This is a genomic window from Vibrio pomeroyi, from assembly GCF_024347595.1.
Taxonomy (GTDB): domain Bacteria; phylum Pseudomonadota; class Gammaproteobacteria; order Enterobacterales; family Vibrionaceae; genus Vibrio; species Vibrio pomeroyi.
In genome coordinates this window covers 1,547,481-1,568,468 of record NZ_AP025507.1, presented here as the reverse complement: position 1 = coordinate 1,568,468, position 20,988 = coordinate 1,547,481, and the positions used below count along the sequence as shown (strand labels likewise).

14 protein-coding genes are annotated in these 20,988 nt (G+C 43.8%); 4 read left to right on the top strand and 10 right to left on the bottom strand.

Annotated elements, in window-relative coordinates; all coding sequences use genetic code 11:
* Window positions 1–31: 31 nt before the first annotated feature.
* Window positions 32–1,090: a tetratricopeptide repeat protein gene (locus OCV12_RS22855; RefSeq protein WP_261886271.1), complete on the top strand. Its 1,059-nt coding sequence runs from the start codon at window positions 32–34 to the stop codon at window positions 1,088–1,090.
* Between the two features lie 164 nt (window positions 1,091–1,254).
* On the opposite strand, the gene ggt is transcribed toward OCV12_RS22855, so the two are convergent.
* Window positions 1,255–2,985: a gamma-glutamyltransferase gene (gene ggt / locus OCV12_RS22850; RefSeq protein WP_261886270.1), complete on the bottom strand. Its 1,731-nt coding sequence runs from the start codon at window positions 2,983–2,985 to the stop codon at window positions 1,255–1,257.
* Between the two features lie 609 nt (window positions 2,986–3,594).
* On the opposite strand from ggt, the gene OCV12_RS22845 reads away from it, so the two are divergent.
* From OCV12_RS22845 to OCV12_RS22835, 3 genes are all read left to right on the top strand, one after another.
* A complete protein-coding gene (locus OCV12_RS22845) occupies window positions 3,595–5,061 on the top strand; it encodes a methyl-accepting chemotaxis protein (protein WP_261886269.1) in 1,467 nt (488 codons plus the stop codon).
* A 119-nt stretch (window positions 5,062–5,180) separates the two neighbouring features.
* Window positions 5,181–6,317, top strand: a complete 1,137-nt coding sequence (locus OCV12_RS22840; RefSeq protein ID WP_261886268.1) for a porin family protein — start codon at window positions 5,181–5,183, stop codon at window positions 6,315–6,317.
* A 9-nt stretch (window positions 6,318–6,326) separates the two neighbouring features.
* Window positions 6,327–6,737 carry a phosphate ABC transporter substrate-binding protein gene (locus tag OCV12_RS22835; protein ID WP_261886267.1) on the top strand — a complete coding sequence of 137 codons (411 nt, stop codon included), beginning with the start codon at window positions 6,327–6,329 and terminating at the stop codon, window positions 6,735–6,737.
* A 97-nt stretch (window positions 6,738–6,834) separates the two neighbouring features.
* On the opposite strand, the gene OCV12_RS22830 is transcribed toward OCV12_RS22835, so the two are convergent.
* The 9 genes from OCV12_RS22830 to OCV12_RS22790 all read right to left on the bottom strand — a co-directional run bounded on the left by OCV12_RS22830 (window position 6,835) and on the right by OCV12_RS22790 (window position 20,986).
* Complete coding sequence (locus tag OCV12_RS22830) at window positions 6,835–7,902, bottom strand: sulfate ABC transporter permease (RefSeq protein WP_261886266.1); 1,068 nt, start codon at window positions 7,900–7,902, stop codon at window positions 6,835–6,837.
* Between the two features lies 1 nt (window position 7,903).
* Window positions 7,904–8,380: a hypothetical protein gene (locus OCV12_RS22825; RefSeq protein ID WP_261886265.1), complete on the bottom strand. Its 477-nt coding sequence runs from the start codon at window positions 8,378–8,380 to the stop codon at window positions 7,904–7,906.
* A 9-nt stretch (window positions 8,381–8,389) separates the two neighbouring features.
* On the bottom strand, window positions 8,390–11,593 hold the full coding sequence (locus OCV12_RS22820; protein ID WP_261886264.1) for a response regulator: 3,204 nt from the start codon (window positions 11,591–11,593) through the stop codon (window positions 8,390–8,392).
* A gap of 214 nt (window positions 11,594–11,807) precedes the next feature.
* Complete coding sequence (locus OCV12_RS22815) at window positions 11,808–12,182, bottom strand: hypothetical protein (RefSeq protein WP_176679772.1); 375 nt, start codon at window positions 12,180–12,182, stop codon at window positions 11,808–11,810.
* Between the two features lie 109 nt (window positions 12,183–12,291).
* Entirely contained in the window at window positions 12,292–14,430 is a 2,139-nt protein-coding gene (locus OCV12_RS22810) for an ATP-binding cassette domain-containing protein (protein ID WP_261886263.1), read from the bottom strand.
* A complete protein-coding gene (locus tag OCV12_RS22805) occupies window positions 14,427–16,013 on the bottom strand; it encodes an ABC transporter transmembrane domain-containing protein (protein ID WP_123310176.1) in 1,587 nt (528 codons plus the stop codon). Before OCV12_RS22805 ends, OCV12_RS22810 begins: the two co-directional genes overlap by 4 nt.
* Window positions 16,003–17,427: a TolC family protein gene (locus OCV12_RS22800; protein ID WP_261886262.1), complete on the bottom strand. Its 1,425-nt coding sequence runs from the start codon at window positions 17,425–17,427 to the stop codon at window positions 16,003–16,005. Before OCV12_RS22800 ends, OCV12_RS22805 begins: the two co-directional genes overlap by 11 nt.
* The gene (locus OCV12_RS22795) at window positions 17,402–19,633 is read right to left on the bottom strand and encodes an ATP-binding response regulator (protein ID WP_261886261.1); all 2,232 of its coding nucleotides are present in this window, start codon (window positions 19,631–19,633) and stop codon (window positions 17,402–17,404) included. Before OCV12_RS22795 ends, OCV12_RS22800 begins: the two co-directional genes overlap by 26 nt.
* Before the next feature lie 3 nt (window positions 19,634–19,636).
* Window positions 19,637–20,986 carry an HlyD family type I secretion periplasmic adaptor subunit gene (locus OCV12_RS22790; protein ID WP_261886260.1) on the bottom strand — a complete coding sequence of 450 codons (1,350 nt, stop codon included), beginning with the start codon at window positions 20,984–20,986 and terminating at the stop codon, window positions 19,637–19,639.
* Between the last annotated feature and the right edge of the window lie 2 nt (window positions 20,987–20,988).

Here is a 20,988-nt window from a genome sequence, read left to right as displayed (position 1 = left end):
CAGGCTAAGTTCTCCAGCTTAAGGTAATACTATGATCAAGAAGAGTTTAGCGACGGCGGTTGCTTTATTTATTTCAACGTCCGCATTGATTTCAACGTCAGCGATGGCAGCTAATGGCGTTCAACAAACCGTTGATGCACCAGCACAAAATATCAATCAAGTGCTTGAAATGACGGACAGTCAAACCCGCATCCAACAGTTGTCTTATATGGCGCAAGATCAGAATCAATCTATTGAAAACCGTACAGGTGCACTGCAAGAATTGGCAGCTTACCCAAGCCAAAACGCGCTGGTGGCTGTTGCTAGAGGCTTGAAAGATAAAGACCCTGAAGTTCGCGAAGCGTCTGTGATTGGCTCTGAACCTTATCAACTCGAACATCGCTGGGCATTGGTATCTCCGTTGCTTAAAGACAACGATACCATGGTTCGCCACACGGCAACATCGAATCTAATTCGTGACTTTAATGCCTTAGATGAACAACAAAAAGCGCAAATCGAACCACCAGTAAAAGAGCTGATCAGTTTTCTAGAGACGCAAGAATCTGAAAAGTATCAATTGTTGTTTGCTGATGTACTTCGCTGGCACAACGAGTGGGATAAGGCGGAAACGGTTTATCTAGAACTCATCAAAACGCATCAAAAAGAGCCACAAGTTTGGTTAAGCTACGCTGATAATTTCCGAGCACAGAAAAAAGACCAGCAAGCGGTCGATGTATTGGATCGCGGTTTGAAACATGTACCAGACAACGCAGCTCTGCATTACTCTAAATCTCTAACTTTGGTTCGCCTTGAAGATAAGAGCGCTGCGGCCAATGAAATTGAAGTAGCAGCTAAGTTAGCAAAAGATAACAGTTATTACTGGTACCTCAATGGGGTATTACAAGAAGAATTAGACATCGATAAATCGACCAAGTCATTCGAAAAAGCGTATCTGATTTCGGGTTCACCAGAGCAGTTGTACGCAGTCTGCGACATTTACGTGCGCTACGGTAATGAGAAAACTGACGAATGCTTAGCTGAGCTTTCGAAAGTGGCACCGGGTTATGTGATTGACCAGCTCAAAGAGAAGCGAGTAGCGCCAAGTTCATAATATTTGAATGAGTCGATAAGCTGAAAAGTAGTTATTGAAAAGCCAGTCGAATTATTCGACTGGCTTTTTTGTATTTGGAATTTTGTTTGAAATGTATCGTTAGAACAAAACACAAGCGAGAAGCGTTAAAATGGGTGAGCTTAACCGCTCACCCTTAAAATCAATTATTCGCCCATTGAGCTGGATGCACGACGACGGTCTGTTGCACCGTAGATCTTGCCATCTTTGACTTCAATCGCGTTCAAGCCACTCACCACCGGAATCACATGCACTGGATAACCAAGCTGCATGAACTCAGGAACCAACATTTCCGCATAGGTTTTCTTTTCAACCAGCAAGCCTGTTGGATCATAAGGTTTAGTTCGGTCTATCTTGGTGCCATATTGAATGTTAGGCAGATCAATCGCTTCTTGAGCAGACAGATCCCAATCGAGAACGCCAACCACGGTTTTCAGCACGTAACCCGGAATTTGCGAGCTACCCGGAGAGCCAACGACTAAACGCAGGTCGTCTTTTTTGTCCATCACCATTAATGGCGTGATGGCGGAACGAGGGCGTTTACCAGCTTCGATGGCGTTTTGAGTCGGTTTGCCGTTAATGGTTGGTTTGGTCGAGAAGTTCGCCATTTGGGCATTAAGAATCACACCATCGACCATCACTCCAGATCCCATACCCGTTCCGACTGTGCTCGTCATAGCAATTGCATTACCATCTTTATCGATGATGGAAATGTGCCCGGTATCCTGACTTTCAAAGCCTTGATATTGTGCGTAGTCGGTATCCGAAAGCTTGCCTGCTTTCGGGTTAGTCTGAGCAATACCATTTTCAGGAATCAGTTGACGACGTTTATCAATGTAAGATTTGTCGAGTAGGGCGCTCACTGGTGCTTCAACATAATCTGGGTCGCCTGCATAAGCGATACGATCGGCTTTTGCGATTCGCATCGCTTCGGTCATTAATCGCCATGGCTCCGCATCGGTTTTGGACATGTCTGCCAAGTCATAGGCTTCAAGCATTTCCAAGCTTTGAGCTACCATCACGCCACCGGAGGCTGGGTAGCCAAATGACACAATCTTATTTCCGCGGTAATCGCTCTCTATGACATCACGCTGTTTCATTTGGTATTGCTCAAAATCTTCAATGGAGAGTTTAGCGTGGTCTGAGTCGATACGGCTGTTGACCGTTTCAACGATGTGTTTACCAAACTCGCCACCATAAAGGTATTTGTCACCTTGTTGAGCAATGTTGTTCAGTGTGTCGGCAAGCTTTGGGTTGGTCATCAAAGTGCCTGTTGGTTTGATCTCATCGTTATCCCAATAGAGTGCTTTGATTTCTGGATCTTCAATCAAACGAGTTTGCTCGCGAACCACAATGTCGTAAGTGTAGCTGTTCATCGCATAGCCTTCGCTCGCCAGTTCAATCGCTGGCTGAACTAACTCAGACCAAGGCAGCTTTCCGTATTCTTGATGGGCGCTATAGAGCAAACGAAGTGTCCCCGGTACAGCAACAGATCTCGGTCCTAAAATCTCATTTCGACTGAGCGCTTTACCATCTTCCATAAACATGTCTGTAGTTGCGCTAGAAGGGGCTTCATCACGTCCATCGAGTGCGAGAAATTGGTCTTTGTCTTGTTGATAAAAGAGCGCGAAAGTGCCGCCACCAATTCCCGTCATATCCGGTTCGACAACCGACATGGTCATTTGCATCGCAACCATCGCATCAATGGCGTTACCGCCTTGCTTGAGTATCGAATACCCAGTGCTGCTTACGTATGGGTTTGTCGCACTTACCATAAACTTCTCGCCACTTTCATCGGGCGTAATTGGAAAAGGATTTGGTTCGGCCGCGAAACCGACCGCTGAAACCAAGCTTAAAGATAAAGTAGCTATTCGCATGCGTTCTCCGTTTAAGGTATCTGTTATTTGCTCTAAGATTGACCGAATTGAGGCGGTGAAGTTCTCGGGTTTGTCGGCTTCTCACACAATACTGACATAGTCATTAAATTGTAGAACACGCTGCGATATGGATTTATTACTCAGTTGAATGTAAGAAGAAATTTGGCTTGTTGACATCGATTTAATAATGAAAAGAGAGCCACTGTTTAATAATAAAAGTGGGGCGATATATGCCGAATCCCATTTAAATAATGGGCCGTTATTTTGATGATAAAAGCGCTTTTAATAAAATGGTTATTTATACACGTTGATTTATATGACAATTTTGCACACCTTAACGTTTTATAAATAATATTAACATTTTTGTCACTATTTTTGCTGTAGCAGATTGATCTACTGGTCAGATCTGTTATTGTTCGAATAATTAGTGCGGTTCATCGTACTGTTTAGCAAAGGAAGCTTATGTTCACACTATCGATCAAGAATAGAATTCTAGCGTTATGTTTAGTTTCGTTAATCGGATTTATTAGTATTCTATTTGTTGGAGGAGATACCTTAACCAACAATACCAAGCAGGTTAATAGGATTGACCAAGTAACTTATCCTGTCATGAATTCTGCGTCGTTAAATAGTGTTTTAATCTCTCAATTAGCAGAACGCTTTAATTTAGCTGTGACTCTTGGTGATGAAGAGATCTTGGAGATGAATAAGCAAACTCTTGCTGCGATTCAAAGTAACTTCAATATTCAAATTTCATTGGACCCGTCTTTACAAGGTTCATCAGCACTTCTGCAAAATCAAACCAATCAATACTTCGATCTGGCTTATCGCATCGCGCAAGGCATGATCGACGAAGAAATTAGCCTAAGTGAAGCAGGTCGTCTCGCGAAGCAAAGCACAGCAATCTTAGAAGAGCTTACTACGGGGATGAGTGAGTTTTCGTCGGCTCGTCAGTCAGAATTTGAGAACGCAGTGCAAGAGTTAGAATCAAATAATAAAACAGCTAACCAAATCATGAGTATTTCAGGTGCATTAGCCATGCTTGCAATGTGCATCTTTGGATGGTTTGTGGTTAAAGGAATACGCAAAGACTTAGCCAATATCAGTGACAAGATGCGCGATATTGCGGAAGGCGATGGTGACTTAACTGTTCGCTTACAACATGAGAAAAACGACGAACTAAAACCACTCGTCGAATCATTCAATAGTTTTGTTTCCCATCTACAACAAAACGTGACGCATACAATCGAGAACGTCACTCAATTGGACACTATTTCTAACGCTTTGGTGAGCTCTAGTCAGGTCACCAACGAACTTTCGACCAAACAACACCTTTCTATTGAAGAAGTATCTAGCTCATTAAATCAGTTGTTTGTTGCTGCCAGAGAGATCGCAACAAACGCGAATGATGCTTCGACTTCCGCTTCGAGTGCCAGTGAACAGGCGACACTAGGAGAGCAGCAGGTTAAAAGTACCATTTTAGCCGTGCAAGAACTGACTCAAGATGTCGGTAACGCTTCACAAGTGGTTAAGCAGTTGAATGACAACACTCAAAGCGCCGGCTCTATCTTAGAGGCGATAAGCGCTATTGCTGAGCAAACAAATCTATTGGCACTTAATGCTGCAATTGAAGCGGCGCGCGCAGGAGAACAAGGTCGTGGCTTTGCTGTCGTTGCTGATGAAGTTCGAACGTTAGCATCAAGAACACAAACGTCGACACAAGAAATCCAATCTGTACTTTTACAGTTACAAGGACAAGCTAAAACAGCCTCTACGATCATTTCGGATAGCGTGACGAAAGCTGAAACTTGCGTTGAAAAGTCACTGGTTGCTGAAAACTCGCTACAAAAAATCACTTCCGAGATCACTGAAATCAGTCAACGAAATGAAAGTATTGCCGCTGCAACTGAAGAGCAGGAACAAACCTCAACTCGTATAGAAACTTTTGTCGAAGAAATCAGAAAAATGGCAGAAGGGACGAGTAGCAGCGTTAAACAAGTCGACGCAGTAGCCCATGATATTCAAGAAGTTACTCGTAACATATCAACATTAACTGGCCATTTTAAGGTGAGTTAAGCCCCCCTAGAATCATTCCTTCTCTCTTTCTGGCTATGCCTCAAGGAGGTCGGGAGTATGCCCAAAATTTGGGTTAATTACATAAAAACAAGAAACAACATAACAAATTGGAGTTAGTTATGAAGAAGACAGTGGTTGCTGCCCTAGTAAGTATGGCGTTTGGAGCAAATGCTGCAAATATGGATAACCTTCGTATTAGTGGATTTGGTTCTGTAGGTATCGGTAAGTCAGATAACGCTATCGGTTATGCTGGCTATACAGATGAAAAATTGGATTGGGAGCAAGAGACACTAGCGGGCTTGCAGTTTGATTTTCAAGTTAACGAACGAGCGAAGTTCGTGACACAAGTTGTTGCAAACAGCCGTTATGACTATGAGCCAAAAATCGAAATGGCTTACGCCTCTTATGATTTTGATTCATTTACTGCCCGTGCGGGTAAGCTACGTCTACCTCTGTTTTTCTATTCTGATTACACCGATCTTGGTTATGCATACCCTATGATCAGACCTTCTCAAGAATTGTATGAAAACATTGTTTTGAAGGGTTACACGGGTGCTGATTTATTGATTCCGATTGAACTTGAAGACTCAAGTATTCTTCTTCAGCCAGTGGTGGGTATTGGCACTATTGATGAAGATGACTCAATTGTTGGTGAGGTGAAACTGGATAAACTGTTCGGTATCAGTGCCAACTGGAATGTAGATGACTTTACCTTCCGTGGTTCATATTTTGTTGCTGAATCTAACCCATCTTGTGACTTCCAAAACTCTCAGGATCCGTACTGTCAGTTGGGTGCGATTTTAGATAGTCAAGATGGTCAGTTTATCTCTCTTGGCGCTCAATATGACAACGGAGACTTGCTGGTCAATGTTGAAGCCGCTGACGTTCAATTAGAAGGTCAATTTTACGATTATCAATCGGTTTCTGGCTTGGTAGGTTATCGTATTAATGAATTTACGCCTTATGTTTCTGTAAGCTGGGTTGAGACCACGGATAACGAAGAACGTGAGAACATGATGAGCACGGCTGTAAAGGAATCTATGAATTACGAGCGTCTTTCTTACTCTGTAGGTAGCCGTTGGGATTTCGCTAAGAACATGTCTTTAAAAGCAGATGTCACCTATGTAGATTACCGCGACACAAGTGGCGGTTTCCAAAGCAATGTTGAGACAACAGCGAACCCATATATTGCGACTGGTAACTACCTTGAAGATAGCTCTATTGTTTATTCAGCACGTCTTGATTTCGTATTCTAAGGAGGCAACATGAAAAGTTTACTGACAGCAATAACTATAGCGGTTGTTTCATTTAATGCTTCTGCAGGAATGGTCGTTATTGGTAACAATGCAGGTGTTGATGCATTATCAAAATCTGACGTCAAAAAACTCTTTATGGGTAAAAAGAGCAAGCTATCAAATGGCACGAAAGCACAAATCGTCGAACTGGCTGATGGTTCTGAAGGGCGACTAGCCTTTCATGAGGTAGCGACAGGGCGTAGTGAATCACAGCTTCAATCAGCTTGGTCGCGACTCGTCTTTACAGGTAAAGCTGAGGCTCCTATTCAGGTAGCAGACTATACTGCTGCAATTACAACGGTAGCTTCTAAAACTAACGCTATTGGATATGTTGATGAAGCAGCGGTAACAGGCGACGTGAAGGTTCTCTTTAAGTACTGACCCGCGGTTACTTACTCATCATAAAAAAGCCCAAAGTTACGTGAGTACCTTGGGCTTTGTTCTATTGGATATTTGTTTGAGTCTGGAATAGACGAAATTAGAAAACGAAACTCAGCATGATGGTGTAGAGCACTGCGTCCTTATCATCAAAGCCTGTCTGGGCGTTAAAATCTTCAACAAAGGCGCCGTTTGTCTTTCGTGCTTCAAAGTACTGCACCTCACCATTGATGGAGACGTTAGGTAACACGTCGTAATCAACACCAATCAAATAGCTGTTACCTGTTAGGTGTTCATTAGAGTCAAACTCTGCGCCATAAACCACGTAGGGAGTAAACGAATTGAGTCTGTAACCCAGACTTGCGTACATTGAAGAAGAGAAGTCACTGATTTGACCTTCACTGGCCAGTATTGCTTGACCAAATTCGTACTCAGCACCTAACGACCAAAGTTGGATATGTTGGTTATCTTGTTTTGGAAGAGAACCAACGTTTTTAATTTTAACCGTCTGATCAAAGTTTGAATCTAAGAAGGATAAGTTCCAACGATAGTTTTCACCGCTCAACTGAAGGTTGGCACCGAACATTCGATTAGTTTCAAATTCCAGCTCTGTACTTGAATTAAAATCAACTTCGTTTTTGTCTTTTACACCGAAGAACGGGGAAAGCAATAAGGTAGCCTCATCACTTACATCGTGAGTCCAACTCACTTTGATACCGTTGAAAGCAGTAATACCTAATACGGCGTTATACACTTCTGTTGGTGGCCTTGCTGTCATGTAGGCTTGGCCGACATAGTAGTACTCAGAGGCAAGAAACAGTGGAAGTCTTAATCGACCAACACTCACATCGAAGTCATTAAACTCATAGCCGAGATAAGCCCATTCTAGCTGTGGATCACTCCAATCAAACTGAGGTGCTTTAACAACTTGGACCGACGCTTTAAATGAGTTGTAGAAGTAGTCGAGTTGAACACCAAACGTGGTATCACAGTCGTAGCAGTTCTCATCAGTAAAGCCGCGATTGATGATTAAAGGGTTGTCGTTGTCTGACGTTGCCCAAGAGGTTGAACCAAAGCCACTCAAGGATAAGTTATCGGTAAGTTCAATAATGGCAAAGGCTGGAGAGGCAATCGAAGCACATAGCACTGACGTAATTATTTTTTTCATATTATTTCTCCGAACTTATAACGTAGAGAACGTTGGCATTTTGAGGAACCGAAGAGAGTGGGGAGTAACCAATACGGTTTGGTTTGTCGTCTAGCCAGTCGACCAAACTGTCGGTTGAAGCCGTTTTGATTTCTCTTGGATAACGAGCTTTTCCTGAAAAAGATAAACCAGCCCAGTGTGCGTTCATTTGAGCGGCGTTCTTCCCAAGTAGAAGCTGATAAAATGCCTCTCTTTCGGCGCTGTTTTCAGGCCAATCAGACAGTTCTACACGCTTGCCGTTGAGACGTTTGGTTTTACCTCGATATAACTTTCTCGCTTTGTTGATTGATATCTCTTCAAACCCAGAGTCTAAAGAGAATATGGCGTAATCTTCTGCAGCATGAGCGGGGCTGAGAAGAAGCAAGCTTCCTAACAACCCTATTACTGTGGGTAACAGCGCTCTGCTCGAGAGTGTTTTAATTGTTTTGATCCAATCCATTGGTTTCTCCTAACAAGTCGCACTTTCTATTTGGTGGAATAGTTTTTCTTTTCTTACGGGCTTCGCTACGTACCCATCCATTCCGGAATCAAAGCACTTTTGAATATCATCATCGATAACACTGGCGGTTAACGCGATAATAGGAGTCTTGCTTAAGCCTAGGTTTTTCTCGTGTTCTCGAATCTCCTTAGTGGCGGTGAAGCCATCCATCACCGGCATCATGCAGTCCATTAAAATAATGTCGAAGCTGCTGTCATTCTGATACATATCAACAGCGATTTGCCCGTTGTCTGCAATTTCAAAGGCGTAACCGGCCTTTTTGAGCATGACTGAAGCAACTTTCTGGTTCACGCGATTGTCCTCAACCAAAAGGATTTTCTCAGACTTGCTCGGCACGACGTTAAGCTCAGCTTGCTCTGGCAGTGTTTGCTTGGCTGCTTGTGCGCTATGAATAGGGGTAACCGTTGAGCTTGTTGATGCTGCTGGCGCGTTATGTGTAGCAGGCAGTGGCATCGCTTCTACAGCGGCCAGCACTTTCTCTTTCAACATCTCGAACTTGAATGGTTTTGGTACGTAGTCGTCCATACCCACGTCGAAACACTTTTGAATATCGTCATCAATCACACTGGCGGTGAGCGCGATGATAGGGATACGGCGCGTGGCATTGGTCTCTTTTTCTACGCGGCGGATGTTGCCTGTTGCTTCGAAGCCATCCATGACGGGCATCATACAGTCCATAAGAATCGCGGCGTAATGTGGGTTTGCGGTAAACATGTCTACGGCTTCTTGACCGTTATTCGCAAACTCAAATTCGAAGCCACTTTTCCCTACGTGAAGCCCGGCAATTTTCTGGTTGATCTTGTTGTCTTCGACGATAAGGATTTTGTGTTGAATGGTCGTAGTTTGTTGGTTGGTTTCTGACAGCTCAGCTAAGCCTTGTGTATCACACAGTTCAATCGCTTTGATCAAGCGTAAGCCGAGCAGGGGCTGTGATACTTGAGCTGTAATGCAGTGGCCGATATCGGCAGGGTCACTTAGGAACGAGCGAATTAAACAAATCGTCGCGCCACTCTTGTGGAGCTTATCTAGATTGTCTGAATAGTCACTCGCTTGGAATGAATCGTCTTCAGCAAAAATGACCGTGATTGGCTTGTCGTGTTTTTTGGCTGAGATTTGCTCATTGATGGTGTCTGCACTGTTTGTTTGTTGAGTGACTTTCAAACCATACAGGTTAAGGTCGCTTTCTATGCGTTCAGAAAGCATGTTCTCGTTACCTAGAATGTAGATGTTTGCCGTTGCGGTGCTCGGTTTTGGAAGTGGTAAATCAACAGGGAGCGCTAGGTCGAAATAGAAGCAACTGCCTTCTCCTTTGACTGAATCAAGTTGAATTTGGCCACCCATAAGTTCAACAAGCTGAGTACTGATAGCAAGACCAAGGCCGGTACCACCGAATTGTCTGGTCGTTGAATCATCTTCTTGAGCGAACGGTTCGAATATCTGTTTCTGTTGTTGTTTGTCGATACCAATTCCGGTATCGCGCACTGCAAATCGAATAGTCACATTGTCGTCAGACTGTTCAAGAGTCTTGATTGATAGCGTTACACCACCTTCGGCCGTGAATTTCACCGCGTTCGACATAAAGTTCATCAAGATCTGTCTTAAGCGGTGGTCATCGATCATCACACGAGCAGGGGTATCGGGGCTAATATCGACGTTGACTGATATTTTCTGCTCTTTTGCTTTAGGTGCAACAATCGAAGCGATGTCGTAAATGGATTCTCGAATCGACGCTGAATGCGGACTAATCAATAACATGCCAGACTCAATCTTAGAGAAGTCCAAAATGTCGTTGATAAGGCTGAGTAGCAGCTGAGATGAGGTCTCAATGGTATCGACATAATCGCGTTGTGTCGGTGTCAGCGGTGTGTCCGACAGGATTTCTGAAATACCGATAACCCCGTTCAATGGGGTACGAATTTCGTGTGACATATTAGCCAAGAAGCTACTTTTGGCTTTACTGGCTTGTATCGCGTGGTCTTTCGCTTCTTCCGCGTCTTCCTTGGCGCGCTCTGCATCTTCTTTAGCAAGCGTTAACCTTTCCTTCGCGTGTTCTCTCTCAATCGTTAGGCGTTCGACTTGTTGAGCAAATAGGCTGAGTTCGTCTTTACCCTGAATCAGCTTGTCTAAAGAAGGGCGTTTTTCATCGTTTTCACTTTTTAAGAACTTAAGTACTAAGCCTAGGTTGTTAGTTACTTGTCTTGCTAAGCTCAAGGTTAACCCCATGACAATGGTAGCGAGTAGGGCAACGATGGAGATAAACAGTGTTCGTTGTACTTGTGCGTCTGAGATGGCTTGCTCAACCTCTTGTTGGAACTCTTGCTTGATAACATTGCCTAGGCTTTGTAATAAGCTGAGTCGAGCGCTCATCGCTTCTAACCCAACAGAAACTTCTTGCGGTGTCAGTTGGCTAATGGCGTTTAGGTCAAGCAGTGCGTTTCTGATCTCTTGGCTCTGAGCAAACACATCGTTTCTAAATACCTCAACCATCAATGACACTTGATGTTCGTTAGCATTCAAGGATACAAAGCGTTCGAGGAACAGTTGTTGTCTTTCACTCAAGGTTTCGATCTGTTCAGCAAGCTCTGGGTCGTATTCTTGGCTGGTTTGGAATATCTCAATCAGTGAAGTGCCCAGTTTGAACTCTTCGTTCGACCAGAACATCAACCATTCAAGTTGTTGTAATGCGGTGAGGTGTTGCTGAATTTCGCGCTTGGTATTTTCGAACGGGACTTTTTCTATCTCAAGCAACAGCTGCTTGTATAAATCACTCTGCCATTCAAGGGCGTCCAACTTATCGTAAGTGTCAGTCGCTTCCATCGTGGATAGGGTTGCTTCACTGAAGTCCGCCACCAGTTGATTCATATCATCAGAAGCATCTAAAAAAATGATGGGTGACAGCGTTTTTAACTCTGCCTTTACCTGACTGCTTTGCGTTGCGAATTCTTCAGGGCTAGAAGCTAGAGTACTCCGATATAGAACCGAAATATCTTGCAGGTATACAGATAACTGATTGGTTCGTTCAAAATCGGTTAACTGGGTCGTTAAAATGTAAGCTTGTCTGCCAGCAAGGAAGAGCAGTAATGAAATGGGAAGTAGAACTAAGCCAAAGAGTTTATGTTTGACTGAAAGGTTATTCCAGACCGTAATCGCCATATAAGGATCCATCCAACTGTTTTTATATAAAAACAGTAGAATAAAAATGCTGATATGGAAACTTTGAAACTGTAAATTTAGTGGAAGTGTGGGAGGGGTATAAGTTCTTGTGATTCCAGAGCTTATTTTGAAATAGGTTCTCTTTGTAGCAAATTATAGCGATTGATAGTCGGTTTGTTTTTTATGCTTATTGATGAATAACTTAAAAGACGCGCTAATGGGGGCGTTTTTTATCGAGACTTAATTCAAACAGAAGTTGTTCTAACACGGTTTTTGCAGAAGGTTCTAACGTCCAAACACCAAGCATTCTGTTCAATGCCGCGCGGTATACCCTGTTTTTGAGCAGGAAGGCGAGCGTGCTTGTGTCATTGCTTAATACATGCATTTGCACGACGGTCAGTTCTGCTTTGTTTTCGATATCGATTTTTTGAAGATTGAAAGCGGGTAGGAAGGCGCACTCATACCAAACCTCAACGATCTCTCGAAGTTCTATCTCTTCTTCAGGTACATCGCACTCCTGAAGCTGGTGGTTTTCAGGAATTGCGGATAAGTAGGCTACATCAAGCTTGTCTGCAACGAATGTGTACATTGGCTTCCTTGTTATGGGTGATTCTAGATCGAATCATCTCTCTCACTTATGTTTTTGTCAATTACATCCATTTATCTAACGAGTAATTTGTGAATAAGCAAGGTCGTGTTTAACTTAAACTGTTTAAGTATTTGTCTGTTAAGCCAAAATATTTCAAATTCCCATCGGGTTCGAGAACCAAACTCATGTTAGAAGTCGCGATCAAACCGGGATCATTGGTCGAAAAAATGACGGTTTTATTCAGCAACTTATCACTGAACAAGCGGTTGAAGTACTGTGCGTTTTCATTTTCAGCCCCGTTGAAGGGTTCATCAATGATTATCAGAGATTGCTCACAGTTACCTAAGCCAAGCGCCAAGCGCAGCTTTTGCTGAATGCCATTGGGAAGGCTTTTGCATTTATCGACACTTAACTGAGTTGCCAATCCCTCTGGTAGCCATTCATCTAACTCGAAGAAGCTCACCATCTCCTGCATTTTCTCTGTGGGAATGAGCCCATCATGCAGAATGAAGTTTGTTTCCAAAGAACCTTCAAAAATATGCAGATTGAAAGGGATGTAGTTAATCGATGTGCGATAGCGATAACTGTTGAACTGCTTGATGTTATAGCCATCGACAGACACAGCACCCTGATAGCGGTCTTCTAAACCAGCGATGATCGATATGAGTGTGGTTTTTCCGCAGCCAGTCGGGCCGCAAATAACGACTTTTGCACTTGGCGGTATCTTGAAACCGAGGTTAGTTAATCCGGTCGCTGCGCCTGTGTAACGATGGCTGACACCACTGCCCACAATGCTGCCTTGAAATAGACGAATAGGTGGGCTTTTCTCTAAAGTCAGCTTATCGTCATTCATCGACATCAAGTTGTTTATCTGTGCGGATGAAGCCTTGATGGATTGAAACTTAGAAATTGAGTTATAGATGCCCATTATTGGACCTAACGCTTTCCAAACCAGAATAACGGTCGCGAGCATGGCTCCCGCATCTGAGGTGCCTTCCATTACGCCAATGACGGCAGTCACGATACTTGCCGTACCAATTACCTGAATTAAACTGCCGCCCGCAGCCTGAATTTTACTGTTGGTGACGGCAACGTTCTCGGCATCGCTGGTACTTTGTGAGTGTGACGCACTGAATCGCGATTGAACGACACGTAGCAAAGGTAAGCCTTGAATGGTCTTGATACCACGGAGAATCTCATTCCATTGGTAAGAGACCATGGCGTTGGCGCGTGAGCTTTTGGATGTGGCTTGTGAGTAGATATAACGAGAGTAAATACAGAACACCAACATCAAGATTAAGCCGCCCATCACCACAAGAGCAGCGGTGCCAGACATTAGAGCAATCGCAATGATGAAGACAATAACAAACGGCATATCAAAGTAACTAAGGGTCGATTCTGCGGTCACTAAGCGGCGGAAGGTATCGATATCTTTCAGACGAGCTAATTGAGACGAAACCCCTGCGGTTGAGGTCATTGCGTAGGGCAGCCAAAGCAGTTTCGATATTACGGCTTGAGATATATGCACCGCGAGATCTTTACCGGAGGTGGCTATGATGTTGACTCGCATCTTTTTGAAGAAGTATTCCGAGAAGCCGACAATCACGGCAAATAGGGTCAGCCAATATAGCGTGGCTTGAGAGCTCGAAGTCAGTGCGAAGTTATAGACACTCATGATGAAGAATGGCTGTAATGCACCTAAGATGCTGATCACGAAGCTGAGAATAATCAGACTCTTCAATTCATTGTTGTAACGGTAGAAAGCGTATTTAATCCAGTTACTTCTGTCTTGCGACTCCGGTGGTGGTTCACGGAATAAACGAGAATATTCGCTGATCGCAATCAACAAGCACGGCTTCTTACACATTGGGTATTCAATGGTGTTGTTGTTCGTGTAGTCAAACAGAAGCAGTTTTCCGTCTTTGGTACCCAAGAAGATAGCACTGAGGTTTTCTATCTCGATAAAGCATGGGTGAGGGTGCTTATCAATCTTTTCGAGTGTTTTTAGTTTGGTTACATCACAACGGTATCCAAGGCGCTCGATGGTTGCTGTAAAACTGTCACCATCTTTTGGTTTCGGAATGAAAGCGTCACTGAGTATAGCGGGCGTACCTTCCCACTCGAGTGCTATCAAGGTGTATGCCAAACCTCTAATCAGCGGCGATTGACTGTAGCGTTCGTCATATCCGCTCGCTTCGAAATCTAAGACACGCTGCGGAACGTTATTGAAGTCAACTAGGATACTCATTGGTCACCTCCCGTAAGTTTGACACGTTTGAGGCGGTGGTTAAGTTTATCCATCTTGTTACTGGCGATGATTAAGATCTTGTCATTGGCACGATAGGCGGTACTGGTGAGTACAACGCGTGCAAACTCTTCATCAAAGACGCAATCAATGTCATCGAATATCAATACACGTTTGCTCGCGAGTAGGGCTCTTACTAATAACAGCGCGTAACCAACTTGGCGTGAGAATGGATTGCGCATGTGACCTTTGAGTTCGGTATAGAAACCTGCAGGCAGCCCATCGATTTGAGCCTTGATGTTCATAGTTTCACATAGGGCAAAAGCCGTATTGTTCAAGCTTGGTCGGAAACAAGTGAGGTTATCGATAATGGTTCCTTCTACGAACGAGCTTGTTTTATCGACCATCAGCACACTGTTACGCCAAACGTTATAGTTAACATCATCAAGAGGCGTGTCGTTAATCATGATATCGAGCTTGCTATCACTGTTTTGTCTCGTAATGCAATTGGCAAGGTGGGTCTTACCTGAGCCACTTTTCCCTGTCAGTAAATAGGCTTGGCCGAGCTCGAACTCGATGCGCTGCTTTTCCGAATACTTAACAGAGATCCGTTCAACCTCTGTTGTCTCATGTTGGTGCTCAACAGAAGCTGCCAGTTCAAGAAGCTCAGCGATACGCTGTATGTGGAGCTTGTTGAGTTCCCATCGGCTCGCAGTACGCATCACTTGTTGGTAGGGCGCGAAGTAACGGTTGGTCAGCATGATGATTGCAGCCATGATGCCTTGGCTCGATTCCATATTGATTACCGCTGTTGCCAAAACCACAACAACACAAGCAATAGAAAGCTGTTGAATCAGCGCCAATATTAGGCCGAAGTTCGATTCAATCTGCTCATATTTGATGTTCTCTACTTCACGCTCTTCAACCATTTGAGTCATTAAGCTTTCAACGCGGTATTCCATGTTTCGAGCTTTGATATCCAGCGGGCTAGAGATGATCTCAATGATTTTGGAAGTGGTTAAGCCTTCGATATCAGACTTATTCTGTAAGCTGCCAATCTTCTGTTTAGAAAGGCTCCAAGCGAAAATGGCTAAGATTAGAGAGGCAATCAGAAGTGTCACGCCAGCCCATATGTTAATTAGGCCAATAATGAGGATGGTAATAACACTGACGGCTAGGTTAATCAGCGCTCGAACCGATTCGCCACCAAAGAAGGTTTTAAGCTCTGGAATGGTTGAGATTCGCTCAAGGTATTCGCCCGGTTCTAAACGACGGAATTTAGAGATTTCAGCCAAACAGATGGATTGGAATACCTTGTTGGTTAGGTTAGTTTCAAACTGCCTCATGATGACGGAAGATATCTTCTCTTCCTGACTTTTCAGATGGTAGTCGAGGAAGATAGAAATCAAGATAATCGCGAACAATAAGAACAAGGTATCTTGTGCTTGGTTGGGTAATACTCGGTCAAAAATGATCAGAATAGAGAAGGGCAAAACCAAGCCAAACAGGGTGGAAATTATCGTAGAGAAAGTCAGATAACACTTATCTGCCATATTGATCTTTTGAGAAAACTGCTCAGTTTGCATTAAGGCCTCCTTTCTTCAATGAATCCGTCGAAAGAAGATGTTTAGGCACGAGTTCTTGATTATCGCGACCTTCGATATCGCTCATTAGTTGCATGATGCTTTCGATAGATTGAATCGAGAGTACGCCTTTTGTTTGTTCAAGCTTAATGGTCTCTATGATGTAGTCGTATCGTGCGCTTTCGTAGTCTCTTAAAGCGCTGAACAGTTTACTTTCCGCGGCAAGTAGATCGGTGATGGTACGCGTTCCTAACTGGTAAGCCCTTTGGATCCCTTTGTAAGAAGCATAGTTGGCGCGAATGATGTTTTCGTAACTGCTGATAGATTGCGAGAAATCATTAATGTTGAGCACTGCGGTATTCACGCTGTTACGTGTTGTGTAAAGAGAGTCTTGGTAAAGCAGCTCGGTACGCTCGATCGCAGTCGATGATTTTTGATAACCGTAGTAATCAGAGCCCCCAGACAAAATAGGCACGGCTAGGTTTAAGCCAACGCTGGTTGAGTTACTTTCACCTGTCGCTGTGATGTCGGTTTTGTCGTAGTTATTGGCGTCATCATGACGATAACTGGCTGAAAGCGACACAGTAGGTAAGAAGTTCGAACCGCTCTCTTTTAAGCTTCTGCGGCTTCTCTCTACGTTTTTCTTAGCCACTAACAAGTCGTTGTTGAGCTTTAACGCTTGATCCATGATTGAGCGTTGCTCGGTCTCGTTTATCTCTTTTAAAGGCACACTTTCGTAGATATCTTGTGACGGAGTGATAGGGTATTGAATCTGAATCGATAGGCCGTTGAGAATGACACGACGGTCTTTCTGTAAGGTTCTCAATCGATTCGATACGCCTTCTTTTTGAGCGATCACTTCGTAGAGCTCACTGGCGGCTGTATTGCCGAGCTCCACATTGCGTCGCATCTGATGCTCACGTGTTTTAGACGACTTAAGCTCCACCTTGGTCGCTTTAATTTGTGCATTGTTTTTCAAGTACTCAAAGTACTGAGAGCCGATTTCTGAAATCGTGCTTTGGATTTTGTTCTCGTGTTTAATCTCTTCAATATTGAAGTCTAGTTTTGCAGTCCCATACTTGAAAATATCGCCCAGATTAAAGATCGATTGAGAAAGGGAAAGGCTGTAGCTGTTCGAGTTATAGCTTGAAGTTTCATCAGGCACACTTGATAGCAAGGTTTCATTTTCATTCCATGTGGTATCGGCAGCACCATTCAGGGAAGGAAGAAATTTTGAGCGGCTGATACCAATGTTGTACTCGTTCTCTTCGACCCCTTTATCACTCGCGCGAAGAGAAAGACTGTTCTGCAAGCCGAGTTCTACCGCCTCAAGCAAGGTAGTCGCCGATGCCGAAGATATGGTGCTTAATGTAAGCGCAGCAATAATGCTGCTAGTTAAGTTTCTGTACCGCCACATACTTGTTGATCACCTTGATGATTTCGTCGCTTTTATAAGGTTTGCTGATCACGTAATCCATTCCGGCTTCAATACAAGCCTGGTGTTCGTTACTGCTGGTCAATGCGGTTGCACCTATGATGGTACAAGGGTTTTTTTCGTTTTCTTGTTCAAACTGGCGAATGCGTTTTGTCGCCTCAATGCCACCCATACCCGGCATGATGCAGTCCATGAAGATGATGTCAGAACGTTGGTTCATGAAGTGCTTCACGGCATCGGCACCGTCTCCGACAGTGTCTGGTTCGTACTCTTGTTTGGTCAAAATTCGTTTGAGTAAGATTTGTTGAACTCGATCATCCTCTACGATTAGGAACGAGCTGTTCTCCATCTGTTCTTCTGATGCCTCTGCTTCCATAATGGTGAGTAGGTTTGGAATGAACTCATAAGGAATCGCAGGGGAGTTAATGATCTTATCTACGAAGCTATGGCACTCTTGCGCTTGTTGCGTATTGGTCACCGACAGCAATAGCTTGGTATTAGGGTGATTTTTAAGCTGGGATTTGACCGTCTTGCTGAGTGAAGGCAACTTGTTGGGTTCAAAGGTATCGGTCAGCATGATTGCATCATATTCGCCAAATGTTTTCGCCGCTGAGAACAGCTCATTAGCGGTGCGAATTTCGGTGATATCCAGCCCCAAATTGCTGAGCATTTTCTTCATCACATCGATACGAACTTGAGTATTCGCGCACAGCAGTAATCGCTTGCCATCGAAGCGTGTTTTCTCTGTGTGGAAGTTCTTCGCTTTTAGGTCGAGCTCAATTTGAAAGCGTTCCTGCGCTCCCGATTGGAACCAATGGCTCTCGTAGTAACCGTAATCTTTTAAAACGCTTTTCGCTAAGTCATCGGTGTTAGCCGTGTGATCTTTGTGTGTGCTCCAGTGAAGTTTATTCAGCTTGGCAACAGAGACATCCAGCGTTGATAAGAAGTTGAGATTGATGGTGACACGGGTGTTTTCCATGTCTGAAGCCGCACCTGATTCAATCGTGACAAATAGCTTCTTATTCGACTTGAGTTGAATAGCATTCGAAAGCTGCAGAAACAGAATCCAGAACAGGCTGGTGGATTGGCCTGCAACACGGTTCGGCAAATTGTCAGAGATAAAACAATCGAGCTCGCCTTCATTTCGCTGAACTTTAGCGCTGATGTGAATCATCAATTCTGATAATACACTGAGCAGCGAGAACTCTTTCGATTTGCTTTCCGTTCCTTGAGAAATCAGTCGGTTATAGTTTTCTGCAAGTTCCGATAGGGTATTAGAAGCAGAGGTAATATCCTTCGCCATTAACACACCGCTTTCGTCGGTTTCTTGAACCAGATACTGAACGCCGCCGTTGATGGTGTTGGTGATACCGCGAATCTCATAGCCAATCAGTGCGTATAGCTGTTTGTAGAGATCGTTATTGCGTTTTTGGTCTTCCAATTTACTAAAGATCAGCTTGAGGTGAGAGTAGATCTGGCGCTGTTTTGGATTGATACTCACTTCATTGAGAAGTTCTTCAAGCCTTTGTAAATCGAGCTGTTTCAACTCTTGATACAAGGCATCGAATTCATAGTCGATTTCACGCTCGTTAGAGCTAGATTTCTTCAGCTTCAATATGGCCACTAAGTTCGAAAGAACTGCAATCACAGCCAATATCACGACCACCATAAACAACCAGACAAAGAACTCGTTTTTCTCAGACATCAGGTCGCTGGCATGATTGTTAAACATGGTGCGATAGTTGTCGTCCATTTGCAGGTAGTTGTTCGTCAGTGACAGGTATAAATCGAGTACGTCGTTGCGTGTTTTAGCGCTGTCAGAAAAGCGATTTATCGCTAGTTCAAGTTGTGTGTATTCGGTTGCACCAACCAGACTGAACTCGGTTTTGTTTAATGAGGCCAATGATCGAAACTCGTCGATTTCACTTTTTAACCTTGATAGGTTCAACTCATTGTTGCTGCAGTTGTTCGCTTTTAAACAATGCTGCAAGGTTTGGATATCAAGCTCTATGGTTTGGTTGAGTTCTTGAGCTTGTATGAGAAGTGGGGCACTTTGCACTTGTGCAACAGAATCTACTTTCGACCAAGAAAAGTATAAATAGAAAGCGAGAGCGGCCAGTACGACGCTAAACAAGATGCTGAGTCTCAAGGCCGGTACGGAAATGTTGTAAGAAGGTTTTCCGCTCATTGATTACCTCTCATCGAATGCATCTTCGATGGCAGACATCACTGGTTTCGCTGCGTATTCGATCACACGGCGTGAGCCTGTTTTCACGTCGGCAGTAAACTCCATATAAGGTGATAACTTGTATTGAGTGCCTCCTCGCTCAAGAAAGTTTTGGTCAATCTCGATCTCTGCCAAATAGAATTCGGCATCTTCTTCCTCGTATGATGAACGGCTTATTGAGGCGATGGTCCCCTCAACAAATCCATATTTGGCGAAGTTATAAGTGTCCATTTTTACTTTCACCGCTTGGCCAATCTCAACAAAGCCCATGTCTTTACGTGGAATCTTCGCTTCACCGTGTAACGAGTTATTGATTGGTGCAATATCAGCGATACTCTCGCCAGGTGGTATTACCGCAGAGCGGAAGTTGAAGTGCAGTTTGTCGACCACACCATCCACTGGTGAGTAGACAATAAGGCGGTCAACCTTGTCAGAATGCTGCGGTTGTAGGATTCGTTTTAGCTTAAGGTCTTTATTCGCTTGAATGATTTGCGCTTGATATTCAGAGTTACGATTCTCAACCAAATCTTGGTGTTGCTTTTCCAGCTTATCGAGCTGAAAACGTTCATTCATGACTGACTCATCAAGGTTTTCAATCTCACGAACCATATTGGATTCTTGTACTTTCATATTGAGAACATCGACGTAAGAGGCCATTTCTTCTTTATAGAGTGTGTTCTTGATGTTGAGTTGTTTACGAATCAAGGAAAGCTGATTTTCTGAACTCTTGCGGCGTTTCAACATAGAACTGATGAGGGAGTTCTTGTGCTTAATATCGTGCGTGATGAGTTCTTCATTTGAACGGTTCTTAGAGAACTCTTGTCGCCATGTGTTCATGTTGGTCTGTACTTGTTCTGGATACTGTTCAATGAAGTTGGCGAAATTGGGTTCCACCATGTCACGCAAACTTTCATAACGAATCTTGTCTAGCTCAAGCTGAACGATCTCCGTGTTCACGGTATCGAGCTGAGTGTTACGGTCGAGTGAGCGGATTCGCGCGATAGGTTGTCCTTCGTATACAACTTCACCTTTTCTCACTAATAACTCTTCTAAAATCCCACCTTCTAAGTGTTGAACCTTCTCTACGTCAGACTCTAATAACAATTCGCCGCGCACAGAAACGACAATATCTATGCGTGCCTGTGACGCCACAGCAATAGCAACCAAAGCAAGTAGGAATATGATGAGTAAGGTTTTATGAACGCTCGTCATGGCACTCGCAAGTACGATAGTGTCATCCGCTGTGACCTTAGACGCCTCGTTGTTCGATACGAGTGCTTTTCTGAGGTGATGCTCTATTTGGTTATTGCTCATGA